We start from the raw sequence: 18669 nt of genomic DNA, 5'->3' as shown, positions 1-18669 counted from the left end.
GTAACCGATGACTGACTCCGCTATCTCTAAAAAACGTAAGCGCTCCATCTGGATCCCGCTGTTGGTGTTAATCACCCTCGCGGCATGCGCCACTGCTGGCTATAGTTACTGGCGTATGCAACAGAAACCTGCGGCAAGCGCTAAAGCGGAACCACCTCCGCCACCGCCTGCACCGGTCTTTTTCGCTCTGGACACTTTTACCGTGAACCTGGGCGATGCCGACCGTGTGCTGTATGTGGGCATCACGCTGCGTCTGAAAGACGACGCAACGCGCGCCCGCCTGAGCGAATATTTGCCAGAAGTCCGCAGCCGTCTGCTGTTGCTGTTCTCACGTCAGGACGCTACGCAGCTTGCTACCGACGAGGGCAAACAGAAACTTGCCACCGCGATCAAAGAAGCACTCGCAGCGCCGTTAGTGCCAGGACAACCTAAGCAGGAAGTCACTGACGTTCTTTATACAGCTTTCATTTTGCGGTAAAGACATGGGCGATAGTATTCTTTCTCAGGCCGAAATCGATGCGCTGCTCAACGGAGACAGCGATAAGAGTGATGATCCGCAACCGGGCATGGGTGGCGACAGTGAAATTCGCCCCTATGATCCCAATACCCAGCGCCGCGTGGTACGTGAACGTCTGCAGGCGCTGGAGATCATCAACGAACGTTTTGCGCGCCAGTTCCGTATGGGGCTGTTTAACCTGCTGCGTCGTAGCCCGGATATTACCGTAGGCGCGATCCGCATTCAGCCATACCACGAGTTTGCGCGTAACTTACCTGTTCCGACCAACCTTAACCTGATTCACCTGAAGCCATTGCGCGGTACAGGCTTGTTCGTCTTCTCGCCAAGCCTGGTGTTCATCGCCGTGGATAACTTGTTCGGGGGTGACGGACGTTTTCCGACTAAAGTGGAAGGCCGTGAATTCACGCATACTGAACAGCGCGTGATTAACCGCATGCTGAAGCTGGCGCTTGAAGCTTACAGCGACGCGTGGAAGGCCATTAACCCGCTGGACGTGGAATATGTCCGTTCCGAAATGCAGGTTAAGTTTACGAACATTACTACATCGCCGAACGATATCGTTGTTAACACGCCTTTCCATGTGGAAATCGGCAACCTGACGGGTGAGTTCAATATCTGTCTGCCGTTTAGCATGATTGAGCCGCTGCGCGAAATGTTGGTGAACCCGCCGCTGGAAAACTCACGCAGTGAGGACCAGAACTGGCGTGATAACCTGGTCCGCCAGGTTCAACACTCTGAACTGAATTTGATTGCTAATTTTGCGGATATCCCTCTGCGTTTGTCGCAAATACTGAAGTTGCAACCCGGCGATGTACTGCCGATTGATAAACCCGATCGTATCATCGCTCATGTAGACGGCGTACCGGTGCTGACCAGCCAGTACGGCACGGTCAACGGACAATATGCATTACGTGTAGAGCACTTGATAAACCCGATTTTGAATTCGCTGAATGAGGAACAGCCCAAATGAGTGATATGAACAATCCGTCCGATGAGAACAACGGAGCACTGGACGATCTGTGGGCTGACGCGTTAAACGAACAAAAAACCACAACCGGTGGCGGCAAGAGCGCAGCTGATGCTGTGTTCCAGCAACTCGGTGGTGGCGATGTTGCCGGCACGCTCCAGGATATCGACCTGATTATGGATATCCCGGTCAAACTGACGGTAGAACTGGGCCGTACCCGTATGACCATTAAAGAACTGCTGCGTCTGACGCAGGGTTCTGTGGTGGCGCTGGACGGGCTGGCGGGCGAACCGCTGGATATCCTGATCAACGGTTATCTGATTGCGCAAGGTGAAGTTGTGGTCGTGGCCGATAAATACGGCGTGCGTATCACCGATATCATTACGCCTTCCGAGCGTATGCGCCGCCTGAGCCGTTGAGGCCCTTATGAAAACGCAGGCTACGGTCAGTCAACCTTCTGCCGTTCCCGGTTCGCCACTGCTGCAAGTCAGTGGCGCACTGTTTGGCATTATTGCCGTGATCCTGATAGCCGCATGGCTGGCCAAACGGCTGGGCGTTGGCGGAAGAACCGCTGGCGGCCGGGGTTTAAAAGTCAGCGCCAGCACCACGGTTGGCCCGCGTGAACGTGTGGTCATCGTGGATGTTGAAGACGCGCGACTGGTATTGGGCGTCACCCCTACCCAGATTAATCTGTTGCACAAACTTCCTCCCGCGCCAGCTGAAAGTGAAGTCGTGAACGAAAAAAATGCGGACTTCCAGTCCGTGATGAAGAATTTGCTTAAGCGTTCCGGGAGATCCTGATGCGCCGTTTGTTATCTTTTGCGCTGGCGGGGCTATTTTTGTTTGCGCCAGCCGCGTTCGCTCAACTTCCCGGTCTGGTAAGCCAGCCACTGGCGAACGGTGGTCAGAGCTGGTCACTGCCAGTGCAGACCCTGGTATTTATTACTTCCCTCACCTTCCTGCCTGCCGTGCTGCTGATGATGACGAGTTTTACCCGCATCATTATCGTCTTTGGCCTGCTGCGAAACGCGCTGGGTACGCCCTCTGCGCCGCCAAACCAGGTATTGCTTGGCCTGGCGCTATTTTTAACCTTTTTTATTATGTCGCCGGTGATCGATAAGATTTACACCGACGCCTATCAGCCGTTTAGCGAAAATAAGATCTCCGTTGACGTGGCGCTGGACCGTGGGGCGCAGCCGCTGCGCGAGTTCATGCTACGCCAGACCCGTGAATCCGATCTGGCGCTGTTTGCCCGTCTGGCAAATACCGCGCCTATTCAGGGGCCGGAAGCCGTGCCGATGCGTATTCTGCTGCCAGCCTATGTGACCAGCGAGCTGAAAACCGCATTCCAGATTGGTTTTACGATTTTTATTCCGTTTCTGATTATCGACCTGGTTATCGCCAGCGTGTTGATGGCGTTGGGGATGATGATGGTACCTCCGGCGACTATCGCCCTGCCTTTCAAGCTGATGCTGTTTGTACTGGTGGATGGCTGGCAGTTGCTGGTCGGTTCGCTGGCGCAAAGTTTCTACAGTTGAGGATAAAGCATGACGCCAGAATCGGTCATGATGATGGGCACCGAGGCAATGAAAGTTGCACTCGCTCTCGCTGCCCCACTACTGCTGGTCGCGCTGGTTACCGGTCTGGTGATCAGTATTTTGCAGGCAGCAACGCAAATTAACGAAATGACACTCTCCTTTATCCCGAAAATCATTGCCGTGTTCGTTACGATTGTGGTTGCCGGGCCGTGGATGCTGAATTTACTGCTCGATTATATGCGCGGTCTGTTCAGTAACATCCCCTATATCATCGGGTAACACAGCGTATGCTGAACATCACCAGCGATCAGTGGCTCGAGTGGCTGAATATGTATTTCTGGCCGCTGGTGCGCGTGCTGGCGCTGATCATGACCGCCCCGATTTTGAGTGAGTCTCGTATTCCCCGCCGGGTAAAACTGGGGCTGGGGATCCTCATTACGGTGGTGATCGCCCCGACGTTGCCGCAGGTACCGAATGTACCGATCTTTTCCGTCACCGGATTATGGCTGGCGATGCAGCAGATGCTGATTGGCATCGCGCTCGGCTTTACCATGCAGTTTGCTTTTGCCACCATTCGTACCGCAGGTGAACTGATCGGCTTACAGATGGGCCTCTCGTTCGCCACCTTTGTCGATCCAACCAGTCATTTAAATATGCCGGTGCTGGCACGCATTCTTGATATGCTCGCGCTGTTATTGTTCCTGACTTTCAACGGGCATTTATGGCTTATATCAATGCTGGTCGATACCTTTCACACGCTGCCGATTGGCGGTGACCCGGTAAACAGTAACGCTTTCCTGGCGTTAACGCGCGGCGCGGGCCTCATCTTCCTCAATGGGCTCATGCTGGCATTGCCGATTATTACCCTGCTGCTAACCATCAACCTCTCCCTTGGTCTGCTAAACCGTATGGCACCGCAATTATCGGTGTTTGTGATCGGTTTCCCTGTGACGCTGAGCGTCGGTATTTTGCTGATGGCGGCGATGATGCCGCTGGTAGCCCCCTTCTGCGAACGGTTATTCAGCGAGATTTTCAATCTGTTAGCTGAGATCGTCAGAGAATTGCCGAAAAGTCCAAATCCCTGATTTTCAGGCTGCCTCTTTGAGGATAATCCTAAAGTTAAATTCGCAAAACATCTTCCACCTTATATCTGGCGCGGTTTATTTGTTTTTAACGTCCTCACAGAACGCAACATTTACTTTACTTTAAGATGATTCCTGGCAAATTATACCTAACTTTACGGGATAGTGGGTTTCGCCTGAGGGTCAGGTTGCATTTCAGTAATATCAGTTTCTTTCCTGTACAGCTTCTGAAGCTTCTGGCGGTGGTGAATTATCGTTACGCATTGAGTGAGGGTATGCCATGTCAACGATTATTATGGATTTATGCAGTTATACCCGGTTGGGATTAACAGGGTATCTGACAAGTCGGGGGGTTAAAAAACGAGAAATCAACGACATAAAAACCGTTGATGAACTCGAATCAGCTTGCGCCACATTCCAGCCATCCGTGGTGTTTATTAATGAAGACTGCTTTATTCATGACCCAAGCAGCAGTCAACATATTAAGCAAGTCATTAATCAACATCCCCGAACGCTATTTATTGTATTTATGGCCATTGCCAACATCCACTTTGATGAATATCTATTGGTTCGTAAGAACTTATTGATCAGTTCTAAATCGATTAAGCCTGAGTCGCTGGATAATATCCTTGGAGATTATCTTAGCAAAGAGAAAAAAAGTGTCGGGACAATTAATTTACCCACGCTTTCATTGAGTCGCACCGAGTCCAGCATGCTAAAAATGTGGATGTCCGGGCAGGATACGATTCAAATTTCCGACCAGATGAATATTAAAGCCAAGACGGTATCATCACATAAGGGGAATATAAAAAGAAAAATTAAAACGCATAATAAACAAGTGATTTACCATGTCGTTCGGCTGACGGACAACGTCACGTCGGGTATATTTGTTAATATGCGTTGAGGGAATGGTTATCTCTTCACCCTCCCTGGCAGGAGGGCGAAAATTAATCGGCTTTTTCGACGAAAATCCCGTCCGCGTGATCTTTTTCATTAAAGAACCAGATACCGAGCGGGTAATCTTCCAGTGAGACAAGGTACATTGTACCTTCATTAAACGCCTCGACAGCCAATACCACCCCCGGACGGCGTGGACCTCCGTCCGTTTTGACCGTAACCCGATCGTTAACCTTCATAATTACCCTCCTGTCACATTTACGCCAGTGTAGAACAAAATACGCAGCCTGACAGCGTCACTGCGTTTAGCTGGCGATTTTTTCTACCGTCTATACTAAGCAGTGGGACTGCGAAAGAGGTGACTGTATGAAAACGGTGAAAGAGTACAGCGAAACCGCAAAGCGGGATGTCAACATCGATGTCGATGCCCTGCTGGCGGCGATAAATGAAATTAGTGAGAGTGAAGTTCATCGCGTCGATGATGAAGATGGCCAGCGCGTCAGCGTCGATGGTCGGGAATATCACACCTGGCGGGAACTGGCAGAAGCATTCGAACTGGATGTACATGATTTCAGCATCACTGAGGTGAATCGCTGAAGAAAAGTCCCGGCGGTGATTGCCGCCGGGATGAAACTTGCTCACGCAAGAAGCACTTAAAAAATTCGTACACCAGGGAATCTGATGTAAGCAAAACTCTAACGACAAACCCGGGTGATGACAAGAACTATTAAGAAAACAATTAATTAGCGTAAACATGTGTATTCTATTGGATACAATGCGCGACAGGAATTGCTCATAAAGCGGGCAATTTTACGCCGAAGTCAGTGCCCTATCCCTACGACTCAATGAACACGATCCGCCATTGTCGGGACATGAAAGGAGACAACATGCCGAGTCTGGATTCACCCTTACTGGTCTTTACCGATGTAGACGGTACGCTGTGCGATAACCATACCGGTGACTGGCAGGCTGCCGCCGACTGGCTCGCTACGCTAAGCGAGCATCATGTTCCCGTTATTCTGTGCAGCAGTAAAACTGCCGCCGAAATGATGGCCCTGCAAAAAACCATGGGGCTACAGGGTCTGCCCTTTATTGCCGAGAATGGCGCCGTGATCCAGCTAGATGAGCACTGGCAGGATCATGAAACTTACCCGCGCATTATTACGGGCTCCCCGCATGAGGAAATCGCCAGCGTACTGCAAAAACTGCGGCAGAAACATGGCTGGAAATTCACGATGTTTGATGAACTGGATGAACACGTCCTGAGCGAGCTCACCGGTATGCCGCCCGCGCAAGCCAGTCTGGCGCGCCTGCAGGAAGCCTCGGAAACGCTGATCTGGCGCGACAGTGATGAAGAAATGGCAGCCTTCGACACAATGCTGGGGCAACTGGGGCTACGTTTTGTGCAGGGCGCCCGTTTCTGGCATGTTTTGGATGAACGCGGTGGCAAAGATCAGGCCGTAAACTGGCTGACGCGCCAGTACCATCACTACACGGGCAAGCACGCCTTTACCCTGGGGCTTGGTGATGGCCCTAACGATGCCCCGCTACTGGACAGCGTTGATTATGCCATTGTGGTGAAAGGCCTTAACCGCCAGGGCGTTCAGCTACGCAAGGATACACCAGACAGGGTCTATCACTCGCAGCATGAAGGCGCTGCCGGCTGGCGGGAGGGCCTTGATCATCTGTTCGGCGCAGGGGCGGCATCTTCCGAGCAAACCTGATTGCGGCCGCTATTCTTCGCCCGGTATAAACGGCTGTCCGCCACCGATTGTAAATATTCGAAATCGTAACCCTCACTCTCCTGCGCGCCGCTCACACCGAGCGACGCGCTGATACGCAGGGTTTTATGCTTCTGGATCAAAATCTCTTTGGTCCCGATACGTGATCGAATATGTTCTGCGACCTGTGCAGCTTGTGCCAGTGTGCTGCCAGGGAGCAGAATACAAAACTCTTCGCCACCCACGCGCCCGGCAACATCCTCACCGCCGATTGAACTACTAATCAAGCTAGCCGCATGCGACAAGACTAAATCCCCGGCCTGGTGCCCGTATCGGTCATTTACGCTTTTAAAATGGTCGAGATCGATTTGAATCACTGCAAACGGCAGCTGGTGTTGGCGGCACTCCTCGGTTAAGACTTTCGCTCTTTCGAACAGCGCTCCGCGGTTACACAACCGCGTCAGCGGGTCATACCACGCCTGCCATTGCAATGTGTGTTGCATGCTGTACATGTTGCTGACCATGCGCCGGATCACTATCCATGCAAAGATCAGCATCGCGGTAAATAACACCCAAAGCAGCGCCAGCGCGACGCTAATACGGCCAAAATCACCGACAATGCCCTCCTGGAGGTTATGTACCCTCAGCAGAACACCACCAAACAGCCGGAGCTTTTGCCAGCTCACATAGCGGGTACCCAGATGTACACCCCCAACGGTATCCTGCGCCATATCCGCCTGGAGCGTCGCGCGCTCTTTTTCGCTGAATGCCGCCAGCGCCTCAGGATGTGTCTGCGTGCTGGTCACCAGCCTGAATTGGTTATCGTAGAGCTGGTACTCACCGCCCTCTTGATCTTTTTGTGCATCAACCAGTAAGCGATTAATAGCGTTCACCGGGAAACTCAACACCAGCACCCCATACCAGGTGTGTTGAAAATCGAGCGGCAAACTGGCGGCCACGAAGCTGTCTTCCTCGCTTCTCTGGTGCGCCAGGTCAGTAAACCACTGCACACCGCGGCCACGGTTCACCTGCTCTTGCTGGCCGCGAAACCAGGGGCGCATCAGTAACTTGTAATAGGTCGGAATAATACGTTGCTCGTTTTCAACCGGGGTAGTAGAAAGGTAAAACCCTGCGCGCGAGACATAATAGGCCTGACGCGGTAGCAACGAGGCGTGCGTGGACAAGCGAAACAGGTAGCCTAACTCCATAGCTGCGATAAGCTCGTTATGGAGTTGTTCATTATCGCGATTGAGTAACGGGCTTTGGTCGACAAAATAGTCAGATACGCCGTAAATCGGTAACGTCCGGGTACTGTTGAGGCCGATGCGCCATTGCGGCTGTTGACGCACACGCTCGAATTCGTCCTGAACGTTGTTCAGTACCTTAAAACCGAGCGGTGTCTCCATGGCAGCCTGCATACCGTTGCGAAAGAATATCAGGCGGTCTACGCCCGTTTGCATCTGCATATCCAGCGCATTGCTGACATTTTCCAGCGCGCTACGCTGGCTGGTGACATAGGCTCCCTGCAACACCATCACCTCACGCCAGGTGAGAATGGTTGAACAGACCATCACAACAACAAAACAGAGGTTAACCACCCGCGCAGGGTAGAAATACTTCTTTAGATTTCCAAGCCGCCTACTCTCTTTCACGACATTTTCCTGCCGCATATGCGGGGTCCGATATGCTCTGTTTCGCTGTGTTCTCGATCCTGCAATCGGCGTAGTGGGTGGGGGTCAGGCAAGAAAAACGCCCGGCAAAGCCAGGCGTTTGATAGGGTCAGACCTCTTCGTGCACCCTTTGCCTGTCGCCAGGCATCAGTTCATCTTCACGAAAGGCTTCACGTTTGACCCCGTAGCCATCGTACCACCGGCACTCCACCATACCGCTGGCATAGCCGGTAACGATCATGCATGGACCACCATTTTTGGATTGAACTTCATCGCTGATCAAAAAGACCATTACTGCCTCCTGTATCAGGGCGAAACTTTTTCACCTTAGACGAAGTTTGTTTATCTTGCGTAATCGCCCACGCAAGTTTTTATTTCTTGCTCCCTCGCAAATGCGTCATTGCTTTCATAATGGCAACAACCACAGCACCGAGAATAAAACCCAGCACCAGGTTTGCCACCATCGGTACCAGCATTGTGAGGATCGCATTCTGCTCTGCAGCAAAATGTTCAATCGCATGGTGCAACGGCGTAATCCCGTGGACCACAATGCCGCCCCCCACAAGGAACATGGCCAGTGTGCCCACAACGGAAAGGATTTTCATCAGCCAGGGAGCCGCCACCAGCAATCCTTTACCGACGCACTGCGCCAGTACGCCCCGTTTTTCAACCAGCCAGTAGCCCATATCATCCAGTTTAACGATCACGCCGACCAGGCCATACACGCCGATCGTCACCAGTACCGCAATCCCGGACAGAATAAGTACCTGATTAAGTAACGGTGCGTCGGCAACAATCCCCAGCGTGATGGCGACAATTTCCGCCGACAGGATAAAGTCAGTGCGTACCGCACCTTTGATTTTGTCTTTTTCGAACTGCTGCGGATCCTGCGCGGCCAGTGCGGTCAGGCGTTGCTGCCGCGCCTCCGGCCCCTCTTTGTGCTTACGCGCTTCAAGCGTGTGCAGCACTTTCTCCACACCTTCGAAACACAAAAACGCACCGCCGAGCATCAACAGCGGCGTGATAGCCCAGGGGATAAAGGCGCTGATCAACAACGCAAGCGGCACAAGAATAACTTTATTAAGCAATGAGCCTTTCGCCACGCTCCACACGACCGGCAATTCACGGTTCGCGCGCACGCCGGTTACTTGCTGCGCATTCAGTGATAAGTCATCCCCCAGCACGCCAGCGGTCTTTTTCGCCGCCAGCTTCCCCATCACCGAAATATCATCCAGCAAGGTGGCGATGTCATCCAGTAAGGTTAATAAACTACTTCCTGCCAAAATATCCTTCCTTATTGATTATGTTGCCTAAAAACGTACAGCCTGACTCACAGTATGATGTAAAAATGCGTTCGCGGAAATCGCTGCTTTGTGTCAACAAAAATTTAACACTTTCTCTGCAATTAACCCCTCGCCAGGCGGATAGTTTTGACGTTTACTATAAGCCTCGTATCTTTTGTACTGGTGGGTTATGCGTTTCAGCCGGGTTTTACCGCTTATTGGCGCACTGTTTGCGCTCTATATTATTTGGGGTTCCACGTACTTTGTTATCCGCATTGGTGTCGAGAGCTGGCCGCCGTTTATGATGGCCGGGATCCGCTTTTTATCCGCAGGCGTGCTGTTGACCGCCGGTTTACTTCTTACCGGGCACAAACTGCCTCCGCTGCGCCAGGCGCTCAATGCCGCGTTACTCGGCGTGCTGCTGTTGGCGGTAGGCAACGGCTTTGTCACCGTTGCAGAGCACCAGAATGTGCCGTCCGGCATCGCTGCCGTGGTCGTCGCCACCGTGCCGCTTTTTACGTTGTGCTTCAGTCATTTTTTCGGCATTGCAACGCAGAAACTTGAGTGGTTTGGCATCGCGATTGGCCTGGCAGGAATAATTTTACTCAATAGTGGTGGCAATTTAAGCGGCAACCCATGGGGCGCTCTGATGATTCTGGTCGGCTCGATGAGCTGGGCATTCGGTTCTGTCTACGGTTCACGCGTTGCGTTACCCAGCGGCATGATGGCAGGCGCCATTGAAATGCTGACCGCCGGTATTGTGCTGCTGGTTGCCTCGGCGCTGAGCGGCGAACAGCTGACGGCCATGCCACCGTTGTCAGGTTTTCTCGCAGTGGGTTACCTGGCACTGTTCGGCTCGATTATTGCCATCAACGCCTATATGTACCTGATCCGTAATGTCTCTCCGGCAGTCGCCACCAGCTATGCCTATGTGAATCCGGTGGTGGCGGTTCTGCTCGGCACCGGCTTCGGCGGCGAACACCTGTCGCCCACGGAGTGGCTGGCGCTGGGGATCATCATTATGGCCGTGGTGCTGGTAACATTAGGCAAATACCTGTTGCCTGCGCGCCCGGTCATTACCCCTTGTGAAGCAGAAAAATAAGGGCGGCTTACTCGCTGCCTTTTGACGGCAGCGAGTTGACCTTATCGGGCATGGCATGGATGCCCAACGTATCAATCTGCGCACTGTTATCTCCGCTGCAAATCCACTCCTCCAGCCGTTCACGCAGTGCATCTTCGCTCAAACGCCGTTTTCCGCGTAGCGCACACTCCCAGACGATCAACACACGCCAGCCGAATTCTGCCAGCCGGGCACGATCGCGGGCATCTCGCGCCACGTTTTTACCAATCTTTTCCAGCCAAAAGTCGGTACGCGTAGCAGGGATTTTAAACAGATGACAGTGATGCCGATGCCAGAAACAGCCATGGGTAAAGATAACGCAGCGGTAGTGATCCACTACAAAATCAGGCCGCCCGGGTAAGTCAGCCTCCTGGACGCGAAAATCGAGCCCGAGGGCGTGCAGGCAGGCTGCCAGCCGCTTTTCAATGGCCGTGTCCCGCGTGCCAATGGCGCGCATATTTTTACTGCGCGTCTCTTTATCGTGCACATCCGCCATGCTGTTTCCTCAGGTTTCCTCAGGTTTCCTCAGGAGAGTCGCGTGCTGAATCTGTCCAGTATAGCGTTATCAAGACGCTCAAAATCTCCCTGCAACTCGGCGCTGAGCTTGGCCATATACTGCACCAGAAAATCAGCATTATAGTGTGCCAGCTCGCGTCCTTTTTCCGTTTGCATAGATGAGGGCAGTTTTAACAGCTTACAGCGGAAGTGATCGAGGGCATAAAGTCGGTCATTCAGTTCACGATCGGCGGCAAATGGATCGTCACCGTTGAACAAGGCCATTCCCAACGAACCAGACACCGCAAACACCCGCGCCAGGCCAATTGCACCTAACGATTCCAGCCTGTCGGCATCCTGCACAATTTTCGCCTCCCATGTTTGCGGCGCGATCCCGGCGCTAAAACTGTGGGCTTCAATCGCATGGCGCACTGCGGGTAGCGCCTGCGTCGGGAAATCAGGAAAATCGTTAACGAGAATATCGGCAGTTTTTTGCGCTGCGCGTACCGAGGATTCATGGCGCAGCGGATGGTTCTTCGGCAGGCTGACAATGTCATGGAAGTAGCATGCCGTCAGGATCACCAGTGCATCCACCTGCTGCCCCTGCATCAGCGTTTGTGCGGTCTTCCACACCCGGCGAAAATGCGATACATCATGGGCGGCGTCTGCATGATCAATATGTTGTGAAACCCACTCATCAAAGCGGCGCTGCCAGTCGTTCAAATCCATCTTTGCTCCTAAGCTCAAACCGTCACCCTGCTATCTTACCCGTTCAGCGGCCACTTTTTCACCGAAAAAAAGATGCAGCCATAAAGCTGGGTTATTATTATAAAAAAAACATATTTGATACTACAGTAATAAAATAAATATTACCCGTTCTGATTTGACAACTATTTCTTTGCTACCGCAAATATGCGATGATTTCGGCGTCTTATTAGTAACCTCTCTAGCATTAGCTTTTTTGTCGGTATTTGACAACGCGTATCCTGGCGTTAACCGCCAGGATATTTTCTTTTTATCAGAACAATTAATAATTTTAGAAAACACCCTTCCTGTTCCTATTTATCAGATAAACGTACTTGTTCCGGTATTTATTTCCCCGTGTATTAAGGTTGCCAACAGGATATACCTGCCAGTGTAGTTGCTCTCCAGTTGACTGAAAGGTAATGTCGTGCTATGCAAATACCTTGTGCGTGAGGTGAATATTAATCATCAGTCACCTCGCCGCCAGGCGTAGCCGGCGTTGTTGTACCGATCTCTGTGAGCAGAAGACCTAATTTTTCGATTTCCTCTTCAGTCAGCGCATCTCCCGCTTCAAAATCATTTGCCTGTGCAAGCATAGCGGCAAGGAGATGTTCACTGTATTCCCGCACAAGCAGCTCTTCATTGAACGACAAAGGCGCTGGATCACTCACTGTGGCAGTCGCTGCCTCCGGTGTCGTGCTTTGTTCAGGTATATCACTTTGCTCTGTCATTGTAGTGTGCTCCGGTAAATTAACCTGCTCATGAATATCCCCCTGCGCCGCTACGTCACGTTTTGCCCGCGCAACTGCATCCTCAATAACTTTAAAACGCCAGGTATAGGACCCGGTTCCGGCAAACATCACTTTTTCAAAGTCGAAATTATTGATAAGTGCCGACAACAGGATCACCTGCGAATCTGCGTTGCCCATTTTCGCATTTGCCCTTTCCATGGGAAGAAATCGGACCCTGGCTTGCGCTAATGCGAGATCGTAATCCGATAACGGTTTAAGGCGTTCCACGCCGGTGGTTCCATAAGACTGCGCGGCACGCCCCAACGGCACATGGGCGCTATCTGGCTCAAAAGGGTATGTGCCGAAGGAGATGTGATGCGCCTGGAAAGCGGAGTATTTTTTCGGAAATTCCGTTAAATACATAAAATCATCGGTACCTATTGCCTGATGAGATATCTCATGAATGATCGTGTCATGAACCGCTTTATCTTCCAGGATATCCGGCAGGACCACCATAATGCGGGCCGTGGGATCTCTTTGATAAACGTAAGCAAAAACCTCCGGCTCTGAAGCATCGACTTTTTTCATCACCACAACGCGCCCGAGTTTTGTTTCCTGCACATGATACCGGGCAAAATCCCGCAGCCTTTCCGCCATAATAGTCAGCCGCTCAAAGGCCTCGCCGAGAATTTTACTGTCGGTGGTATTGAGGAATTTCGCCAGCAATACCAGGATCCGCTCATGCACCGCAGAATTACTTTTCGCTTCAACCATGAGTGCCTGTACTTTCTCTGCAATATCAAAAACGCGATTAAACCCCTGCTCAATGACGTTGAGCTGTGTCATCGATACCATGCCGCCACCTTGTTTCGCCTTAAGGCGAGAAAAATCCGTCGAAAGCACTTTAAAACTCGGATCGGAATGTAGCGTTTTGGTATAGAGCTTTTTAAGTGCCTCACTCAACTGAGGATTATTTTGCCTGAAAGGTAAGTCCTTCACTAAGGGTCTGAAATGGGTGATGTCAGGTCCAAGATCTTTTATTTCCTCGATCCGTTTCATCAATTTCGCACTGTCGGCATCGGCGGCTTTCCATGCTTTCGGTATTTCGTCAAACAATGAGACCTGGCGAAGCGAAGACTGAAGTTCGTCGCTCCCTTCAATGGCATTTTTGATTATCGTCGACAGGCTACTCTCTTCTGTTGGGCTTGATTCCCGAATATGCAGCTGATCAAGAAATTTCTGTATGGCATCAAAACTCACGCCTTGTTTAGCGACCATGTCTTTATACGCTTTCGAGGCATAAAGCAGAACGCCGTCCTTCGGGTAATCCTCTAAAGGTAACGAACCACTCATTTGCGTCAGCGGTTTTAATTCACTTTTCACTCCGGTGAGATCAGCCTCGCTGGCCAGGTCGTAATAGGCCAGCAGCCAGTCATCTGACTGCTGCGCCTTATTGGCCATAATTTGTAACCACTCATCCTCATCAAAATAGACGTATGAAAATTCGCCATTATCAGAGAAAAGTTGAACCACTACGTGGTCCTGTCGGCGCAGGCCACGGATATAATAGGAGTTGGTGATTTCATGCGTGGTACTGCCTTTTTTCCACGCAGTAACGATACGCACATTCGACTCGAAACGCATTTTGTCCATTTCGCTAATAACATCGGATAGCGCGTGAATTCGCCCTTCCAGGGACAAATCGGCTTTTATACCGACAGAGGGGCTGAGCCGGCCTGAAGGCCCCGCGACAGGTTCAGCCTCGGCGGGCGCGCCGCCCCTGGCCCCGGGAGGATAATTAAATCCAGGATCATCAGGAACCGCCTCGACAGGGATCTCTTTGGGTACTGGCGGTGGCGCAGGTTTCTTCAGCGCCCTCACTATCTGATCCAGATCGTCGAGTCCTTCCTGACTGATCGCTGTGGCTACGTCCTTCTTCAGGCGTAGACGCCGTACACCCGTTTTGGCGATAACCCTCAACACTTTATTTTTAAGCAGTTTGTACATACCGGGTAGCGTATCTGGCAGCGCAGTAACGGCAAGACGCGTAAGACGCGAAACACCTCTAAGCATTTGTTCCATCGCAACGCCGGCTAGCGATCCCCCTAATTCAAACGCCACTGCCATAATCATGGAACGCATATACACTTTGCGCTCTTCGTCATCATCCGCCTGGGAATAGAGCACAATATTGGGCACCACTTCGAGCAACAAGGTGGTTGCCATCGAAGCCGCAATCCAGGGCAGCGCAGGCCCGCCAACCACAATGCCCCCCGCCATCAACAACAACCCGGACATCACCGCCAGGGTGTTCACCAATTCGTGTATCACGGCACGCTGATGCTCAGCGGCTGAATTAATCAGTTCGTCATACAGATCAGACAGGTCGTTCCTCTGCCGCTGGATCAGTTTATCTATCAGTGCATCTCGGCTTTTTGCTGTCGTGGTAAAGGGCGGGTTATAAACGGTATAACTCGTCTGAAAGGTAAAATCAGGGTGCTGTTCCGGTGCATCATGATGGTGAGGCAAGAAACCAAAGCTATCAGGCACTTCTTTCAGTGCTTTGCCGGTCCCTACTGTCCGGTACCTTTCAATAAAGGTTCTGAATTCAGGGCTGGATTCAACAGTGAGCGAGGGAGGAATCTTTCGCTCTTCTCCTTCTTTTTTTTCTAATTCCGCCAGGCCCGGCCAGGGCACGTCGAAGTAATCGTTATCCCACAGCGAGAGCAACACACCAATTTTTTTATCACCCAGCACTTTAGATGAAGGCACCGGAATAAATATCAGGCTTGTGAGCGTGCTACCGTGCCATTCCACAGTTTCAGCCTGCGTTTCCCCCTTAAGAAACTGTTTGACCGCATCGATATAATGTTGATGATACTCTCCCCCTGTTCCGCCTGGCGTTGCTCTTTTTTTGTCGAGATAAGCCATTGCAGCACGCGTCGTCATCACCTTATAGACGTTTTTGACCTCGGGATTGTCCGCCCCAAACAGCGCATCCAATTTCAGGTCGACGGATAGGTCTATATTCAGGAGACGATGGCGCAGTTGTTCACTAAACGAGGCGGGCCACTGGATATTACTGTCGGAATAAGACGTTCCAAGATCTTTGCGGGGCTTCCCACGAGCAATATCGCGAAGGGAATAACTGTGGGGGATAGTCTCGTGGACTCCCGCAGCTCGCCCGTCGGAAAGATGATAAATAATTTCATTGACGGTGATTTGACTGTCTGGCGACCATTCTTCATCCTGGCGGTGGATATTGAGTGAATCACGAATAAACGTATCAATATAGCGGTCCGGACTGAAAATATTCTCACTCAGGAAACCGGTCAGTTCCCCGAGGAATGTATCCAGCTTTCCTTCTAACTTATTGAGCGCATACTGACGGACGCTAAAAGGTTCAGGCAATGGTGCCATGGCTTCTGCTTGTCTGCCGATTTCTGCCCAGTTAAAACTGTCGTCAACTTCATCACTGGTGGGGGCCGTTGTCTCTTCAGCTGACACACTTCTGGCTCCTGTATCAGCAGTGTCATCTTCCACCTTAACCAATATTTTCGTAGGCGATTTCGTTGGTGTGGTAGACTTGTCCGGTGCCACTTTCCCCAGCCATACATCCAGTAACGGTTTAATCTCTTTCCTGATGGTGTTGTATCTGCCGAGCCAGAATTTCATCTCATGGGTGTGCCAAAACTTCACGATATTTTCACGAATAATGCGCACCACTTGTTCATCAAGCACCGCATAGTTATAGGCATCCTTTCCACGCTTCTCCTGCAGCGCATTTTTCAGACGCTCCAGTGTCAGGATGCTTAAATTAGAATACAAGTCACCTAATACTATCCTTTCTCCCCGGCTCGCCTTGGTTTGATCAACAAGGTCTGTCACAAAAGTGAAGAGCGTTGAGCGAAAATCGGCGGTAAATTTTGACGGATCGATCTTGTCGATATAGGCAAGGCTGTACTTTTTCCAAAAGGCTTCGGACTTCGGTATTAATGGGCTGAATATCAATGTGTCATTTTTCAATGAATCAGACAGCGACTTATGCGTGCTGAATACGCGCAATTGCTCATTTCTCTTTTTCAGTTGCTTACCCTGGTTGGAAAGCTTCTTCAAAGCAGGGGCATCAATTGCTGCGCCATCGAACTCTTTATTTAGCGTACCAGTCAGGTTCTGCAGTCGATCTACCTCAGTACCGCATCGGTTGGCATCATTCACTTCCAGGTTAAGAATAAAATTGGCCCACAGAGACATCACTTTCTGATAAAACAGCAGATAATATTTCCCCAGATGCAACCATTTGTCGTCAGGAAGCTGCGCTATCCCGGCTTTGACATTCGGTTCTTTGGCCGCATCCTGAGAGGCTAGCGCGATTTTGGCGCTAAACTCCTGTGGCAGACTCTCCAGTTTCAGCGCATCCATCCGGGTGACCCAGGTGTCATTCAGTGGAAAGCTCTCTCTCGGTGCCACCAAATAAGACCAGGTATTTTTCCCCCCGCCATTACGCAGTAAATTCAGATAAAATTTCTCCGGTGACTGTTCTGCCGTTTCTTCATAGCGACGAGACCAGTATTCTTGCCGGGTTTCCTGGTCTTCTGTTGAGGGCGTCGTAGACGGGGTCGTTACCGTTGTTGGTTTCGCAGTCGTTGTGGTCGTTGTCGCCCTGACCGGTCTTGCTTTGACCGGGGCACGTGTAGTGGTTACGGTATTCGTTTTCTTGGGGTTATACACAGCGAGACCACCAATCGCCCACCGTTTCGATCGGCTATGGGCCACTGGCGTCTCAACAGACGCGGCAAATTCTGCTTCCAGCTCAGCCGCTATCTGCTCAATTTCGGCAATCTCGCTCTCACTGAAGGGGTAAGTCTCTTCTTCAGGCTGGCTGATGTGAGTTTCATGTAAAAGGTAGAGCTCTTCCACCAGTGCGCGTTCGTCCTCTGTCAGCGCACCAGTCAACTCAGCAAGCTCATCCAGCGTCAGCGGGGTTTCGTTCTGTTCCCCGCCCCTGTTGCCAAAGAGTAAGTAGCTGGCATATGCCAGGCTTCCTAGTAGTGCCGAAGCGCCTGTTGCAATCCCCGCGCCTCTTCGTGTCATCAGCGCTGAGGCCCCGGCCATTAGCAAACCACCTGTGCGCGCGATCGCAGAAAGACGGTCAGTAATGCCCTGTGGCCCTGCCTGCGCCGCCGCCGCGCCGCCGCCCAACATCGTCAGGGCAATATAGTCATAGTTTGGACGGTCTCCAGCGGAGGTGACGTCGGACTCCTGCGCGGTAGTGGCGTCCTCCGACAGAACCAGCTCACCACCGGAGGAGGTGACTCCGGACGCCTGCCAGGCGGTGACGGGTTTCGGCAGAAGCAGCTCACCGCCGTAGGAGGTGGCTCCGGACACCAGCCCGGTGGCAACGTCCTCCGGCAGAAGCAGCTCACCGCCGGAGGAGCTGGCTCCGGACACCAGCCCGGTGGCAACCTCCTCCGGCAGAAGCAGCCCACGGCCGGGCGGCACCGTCATCTCATTGCTTTCGTGCGCCTCGTTGTCTTCATAAGCATCATTGTCATCGTATACACGCCGGAACAACGCATAGTTGCCCACCGCTGGCTGAAACTCCATCCCGAAGACATGCTGAGCATACAACATCAGCGTAACGCGCTCAGCCAGATTCCTCGCCCTGAAAACGGGCAGTGGCGGCAGAGGCTGCGCTGCGGCTTCATAAGCCAGACGGGCGTCGCGTGCATCAAGTTCATAGCGGATCCACTCCTCCACTGAATCGAAGCCGGGGATCCCCACAGGCCTTTCCGCCCCCGCCCTTCGGCCTCGTTTATGGCTCCGCTCACCGCGCTTCTTCTGGTGGGCATATTTCGCTCTTCTGACTTTTTCGTAGGGAGGCGAATGCCTGGGCATCATTTC

18 protein-coding genes are annotated in these 18669 nt (G+C 51.9%); 11 read left to right on the top strand and 7 right to left on the bottom strand.

Annotated elements, in window-relative coordinates; genetic code table 11:
- The first annotated feature begins 7 nt into the window (after positions 1–7).
- The 8 genes from fliL to rcsA all read left to right on the top strand — a co-directional run bounded on the left by fliL (position 8) and on the right by rcsA (position 5008).
- Complete coding sequence (gene fliL, locus ACUY4S_RS09500; protein WP_312692902.1) at positions 8–478, top strand: flagellar basal body-associated protein FliL; 471 nt, start codon at positions 8–10, stop codon at positions 476–478.
- 4 nt (positions 479–482) lie between these two features.
- Positions 483–1487: a flagellar motor switch protein FliM gene (gene fliM, locus ACUY4S_RS09495; RefSeq protein ID WP_312692900.1), complete on the top strand. Its 1005-nt coding sequence runs from the start codon at positions 483–485 to the stop codon at positions 1485–1487.
- On the top strand, positions 1484–1903 hold the full coding sequence (fliN, locus tag ACUY4S_RS09490) for a flagellar motor switch protein FliN (protein ID WP_312692898.1): 420 nt from the start codon (positions 1484–1486) through the stop codon (positions 1901–1903). The genes fliM and fliN overlap by 4 nt, the downstream gene beginning before the upstream one ends.
- Before the next feature lie 7 nt (positions 1904–1910).
- Positions 1911–2285, top strand: a complete 375-nt coding sequence (fliO, locus tag ACUY4S_RS09485; RefSeq protein WP_312692896.1) for a flagellar biosynthetic protein FliO — start codon at positions 1911–1913, stop codon at positions 2283–2285.
- Positions 2285–3022: a flagellar type III secretion system pore protein FliP gene (fliP, locus tag ACUY4S_RS09480; RefSeq protein WP_312692894.1), complete on the top strand. Its 738-nt coding sequence runs from the start codon at positions 2285–2287 to the stop codon at positions 3020–3022. The genes fliO and fliP overlap by 1 nt, the downstream gene beginning before the upstream one ends.
- A 9-nt stretch (positions 3023–3031) precedes the next feature.
- Positions 3032–3301, top strand: coding sequence for a flagellar biosynthesis protein FliQ (gene fliQ / locus ACUY4S_RS09475; protein WP_312692892.1), 270 nt, complete (start codon positions 3032–3034; stop codon positions 3299–3301).
- Positions 3302–3309: 8 nt separating this feature from the next.
- The gene (gene fliR, locus ACUY4S_RS09470) at positions 3310–4107 is read left to right on the top strand and encodes a flagellar biosynthetic protein FliR (protein ID WP_312692890.1); all 798 of its coding nucleotides are present in this window, start codon (positions 3310–3312) and stop codon (positions 4105–4107) included.
- A gap of 277 nt (positions 4108–4384) precedes the next feature.
- Positions 4385–5008 (top strand): transcriptional regulator RcsA, encoded by a 624-nt coding sequence (rcsA, locus tag ACUY4S_RS09465; protein ID WP_312692888.1) that lies wholly within the window; start codon positions 4385–4387, stop codon positions 5006–5008.
- Positions 5009–5051: 43 nt separating this feature from the next.
- On the opposite strand, the gene dsrB is transcribed toward rcsA, so the two are convergent.
- Positions 5052–5240: a protein DsrB gene (gene dsrB, locus ACUY4S_RS09460; RefSeq protein WP_312692886.1), complete on the bottom strand. Its 189-nt coding sequence runs from the start codon at positions 5238–5240 to the stop codon at positions 5052–5054.
- A gap of 127 nt (positions 5241–5367) precedes the next feature.
- On the opposite strand from dsrB, the gene yodD reads away from it, so the two are divergent.
- Positions 5368–5598: a YodD family peroxide/acid resistance protein gene (gene yodD, locus ACUY4S_RS09455; RefSeq protein ID WP_312692884.1), complete on the top strand. Its 231-nt coding sequence runs from the start codon at positions 5368–5370 to the stop codon at positions 5596–5598.
- A gap of 290 nt (positions 5599–5888) precedes the next feature.
- Entirely contained in the window at positions 5889–6725 is an 837-nt protein-coding gene (locus ACUY4S_RS09450) for a mannosyl-3-phosphoglycerate phosphatase-related protein (RefSeq protein ID WP_458023533.1), read from the top strand.
- Here ACUY4S_RS09450 and dgcQ read toward each other — a convergent pair.
- The 3 genes from dgcQ to ACUY4S_RS09435 all read right to left on the bottom strand — a co-directional run bounded on the left by dgcQ (position 6683) and on the right by ACUY4S_RS09435 (position 9675).
- Entirely contained in the window at positions 6683–8392 is a 1710-nt protein-coding gene (dgcQ, locus tag ACUY4S_RS09445) for a cellulose biosynthesis regulator diguanylate cyclase DgcQ (protein ID WP_458023534.1), read from the bottom strand. The genes ACUY4S_RS09450 and dgcQ overlap by 43 nt on opposite strands.
- 109 nt (positions 8393–8501) lie before the next feature.
- A complete protein-coding gene (locus ACUY4S_RS09440) occupies positions 8502–8684 on the bottom strand; it encodes a YodC family protein (RefSeq protein WP_312692875.1) in 183 nt (60 codons plus the stop codon).
- A 79-nt stretch (positions 8685–8763) separates the two neighbouring features.
- Entirely contained in the window at positions 8764–9675 is a 912-nt protein-coding gene (locus ACUY4S_RS09435) for a DUF808 domain-containing protein (protein ID WP_312692873.1), read from the bottom strand.
- 190 nt (positions 9676–9865) lie between these two features.
- Here ACUY4S_RS09435 and yedA point away from each other — a divergent pair, with 190 nt between their 5' ends.
- Positions 9866–10777 carry a drug/metabolite exporter YedA gene (gene yedA / locus ACUY4S_RS09430; RefSeq protein WP_458023535.1) on the top strand — a complete coding sequence of 304 codons (912 nt, stop codon included), beginning with the start codon at positions 9866–9868 and terminating at the stop codon, positions 10775–10777.
- 7 nt (positions 10778–10784) lie between these two features.
- Here the strand turns inward: yedA and ACUY4S_RS09425 are convergent, their stop codons facing one another.
- The 3 genes from ACUY4S_RS09425 to ACUY4S_RS09415 all read right to left on the bottom strand — a co-directional run bounded on the left by ACUY4S_RS09425 (position 10785) and on the right by ACUY4S_RS09415 (position 18666).
- A complete protein-coding gene (locus ACUY4S_RS09425; RefSeq protein WP_312692869.1) occupies positions 10785–11291 on the bottom strand; it encodes a very short patch repair endonuclease in 507 nt (168 codons plus the stop codon).
- 29 nt (positions 11292–11320) lie between these two features.
- A complete protein-coding gene (locus ACUY4S_RS09420; protein WP_312692867.1) occupies positions 11321–12019 on the bottom strand; it encodes a phosphohydrolase in 699 nt (232 codons plus the stop codon).
- 476 nt (positions 12020–12495) lie between these two features.
- A complete protein-coding gene (locus ACUY4S_RS09415; RefSeq protein ID WP_458024258.1) occupies positions 12496–18666 on the bottom strand; it encodes a hypothetical protein in 6171 nt (2056 codons plus the stop codon).
- Between the last annotated feature and the right edge of the window lie 3 nt (positions 18667–18669).

It is taken from the genome of Kosakonia beeri, assembly GCF_054165705.1.
The sequence above is the reverse complement of the archived record's forward strand: the minus strand, read 5'-3'. Positions and strand labels throughout refer to the sequence as shown.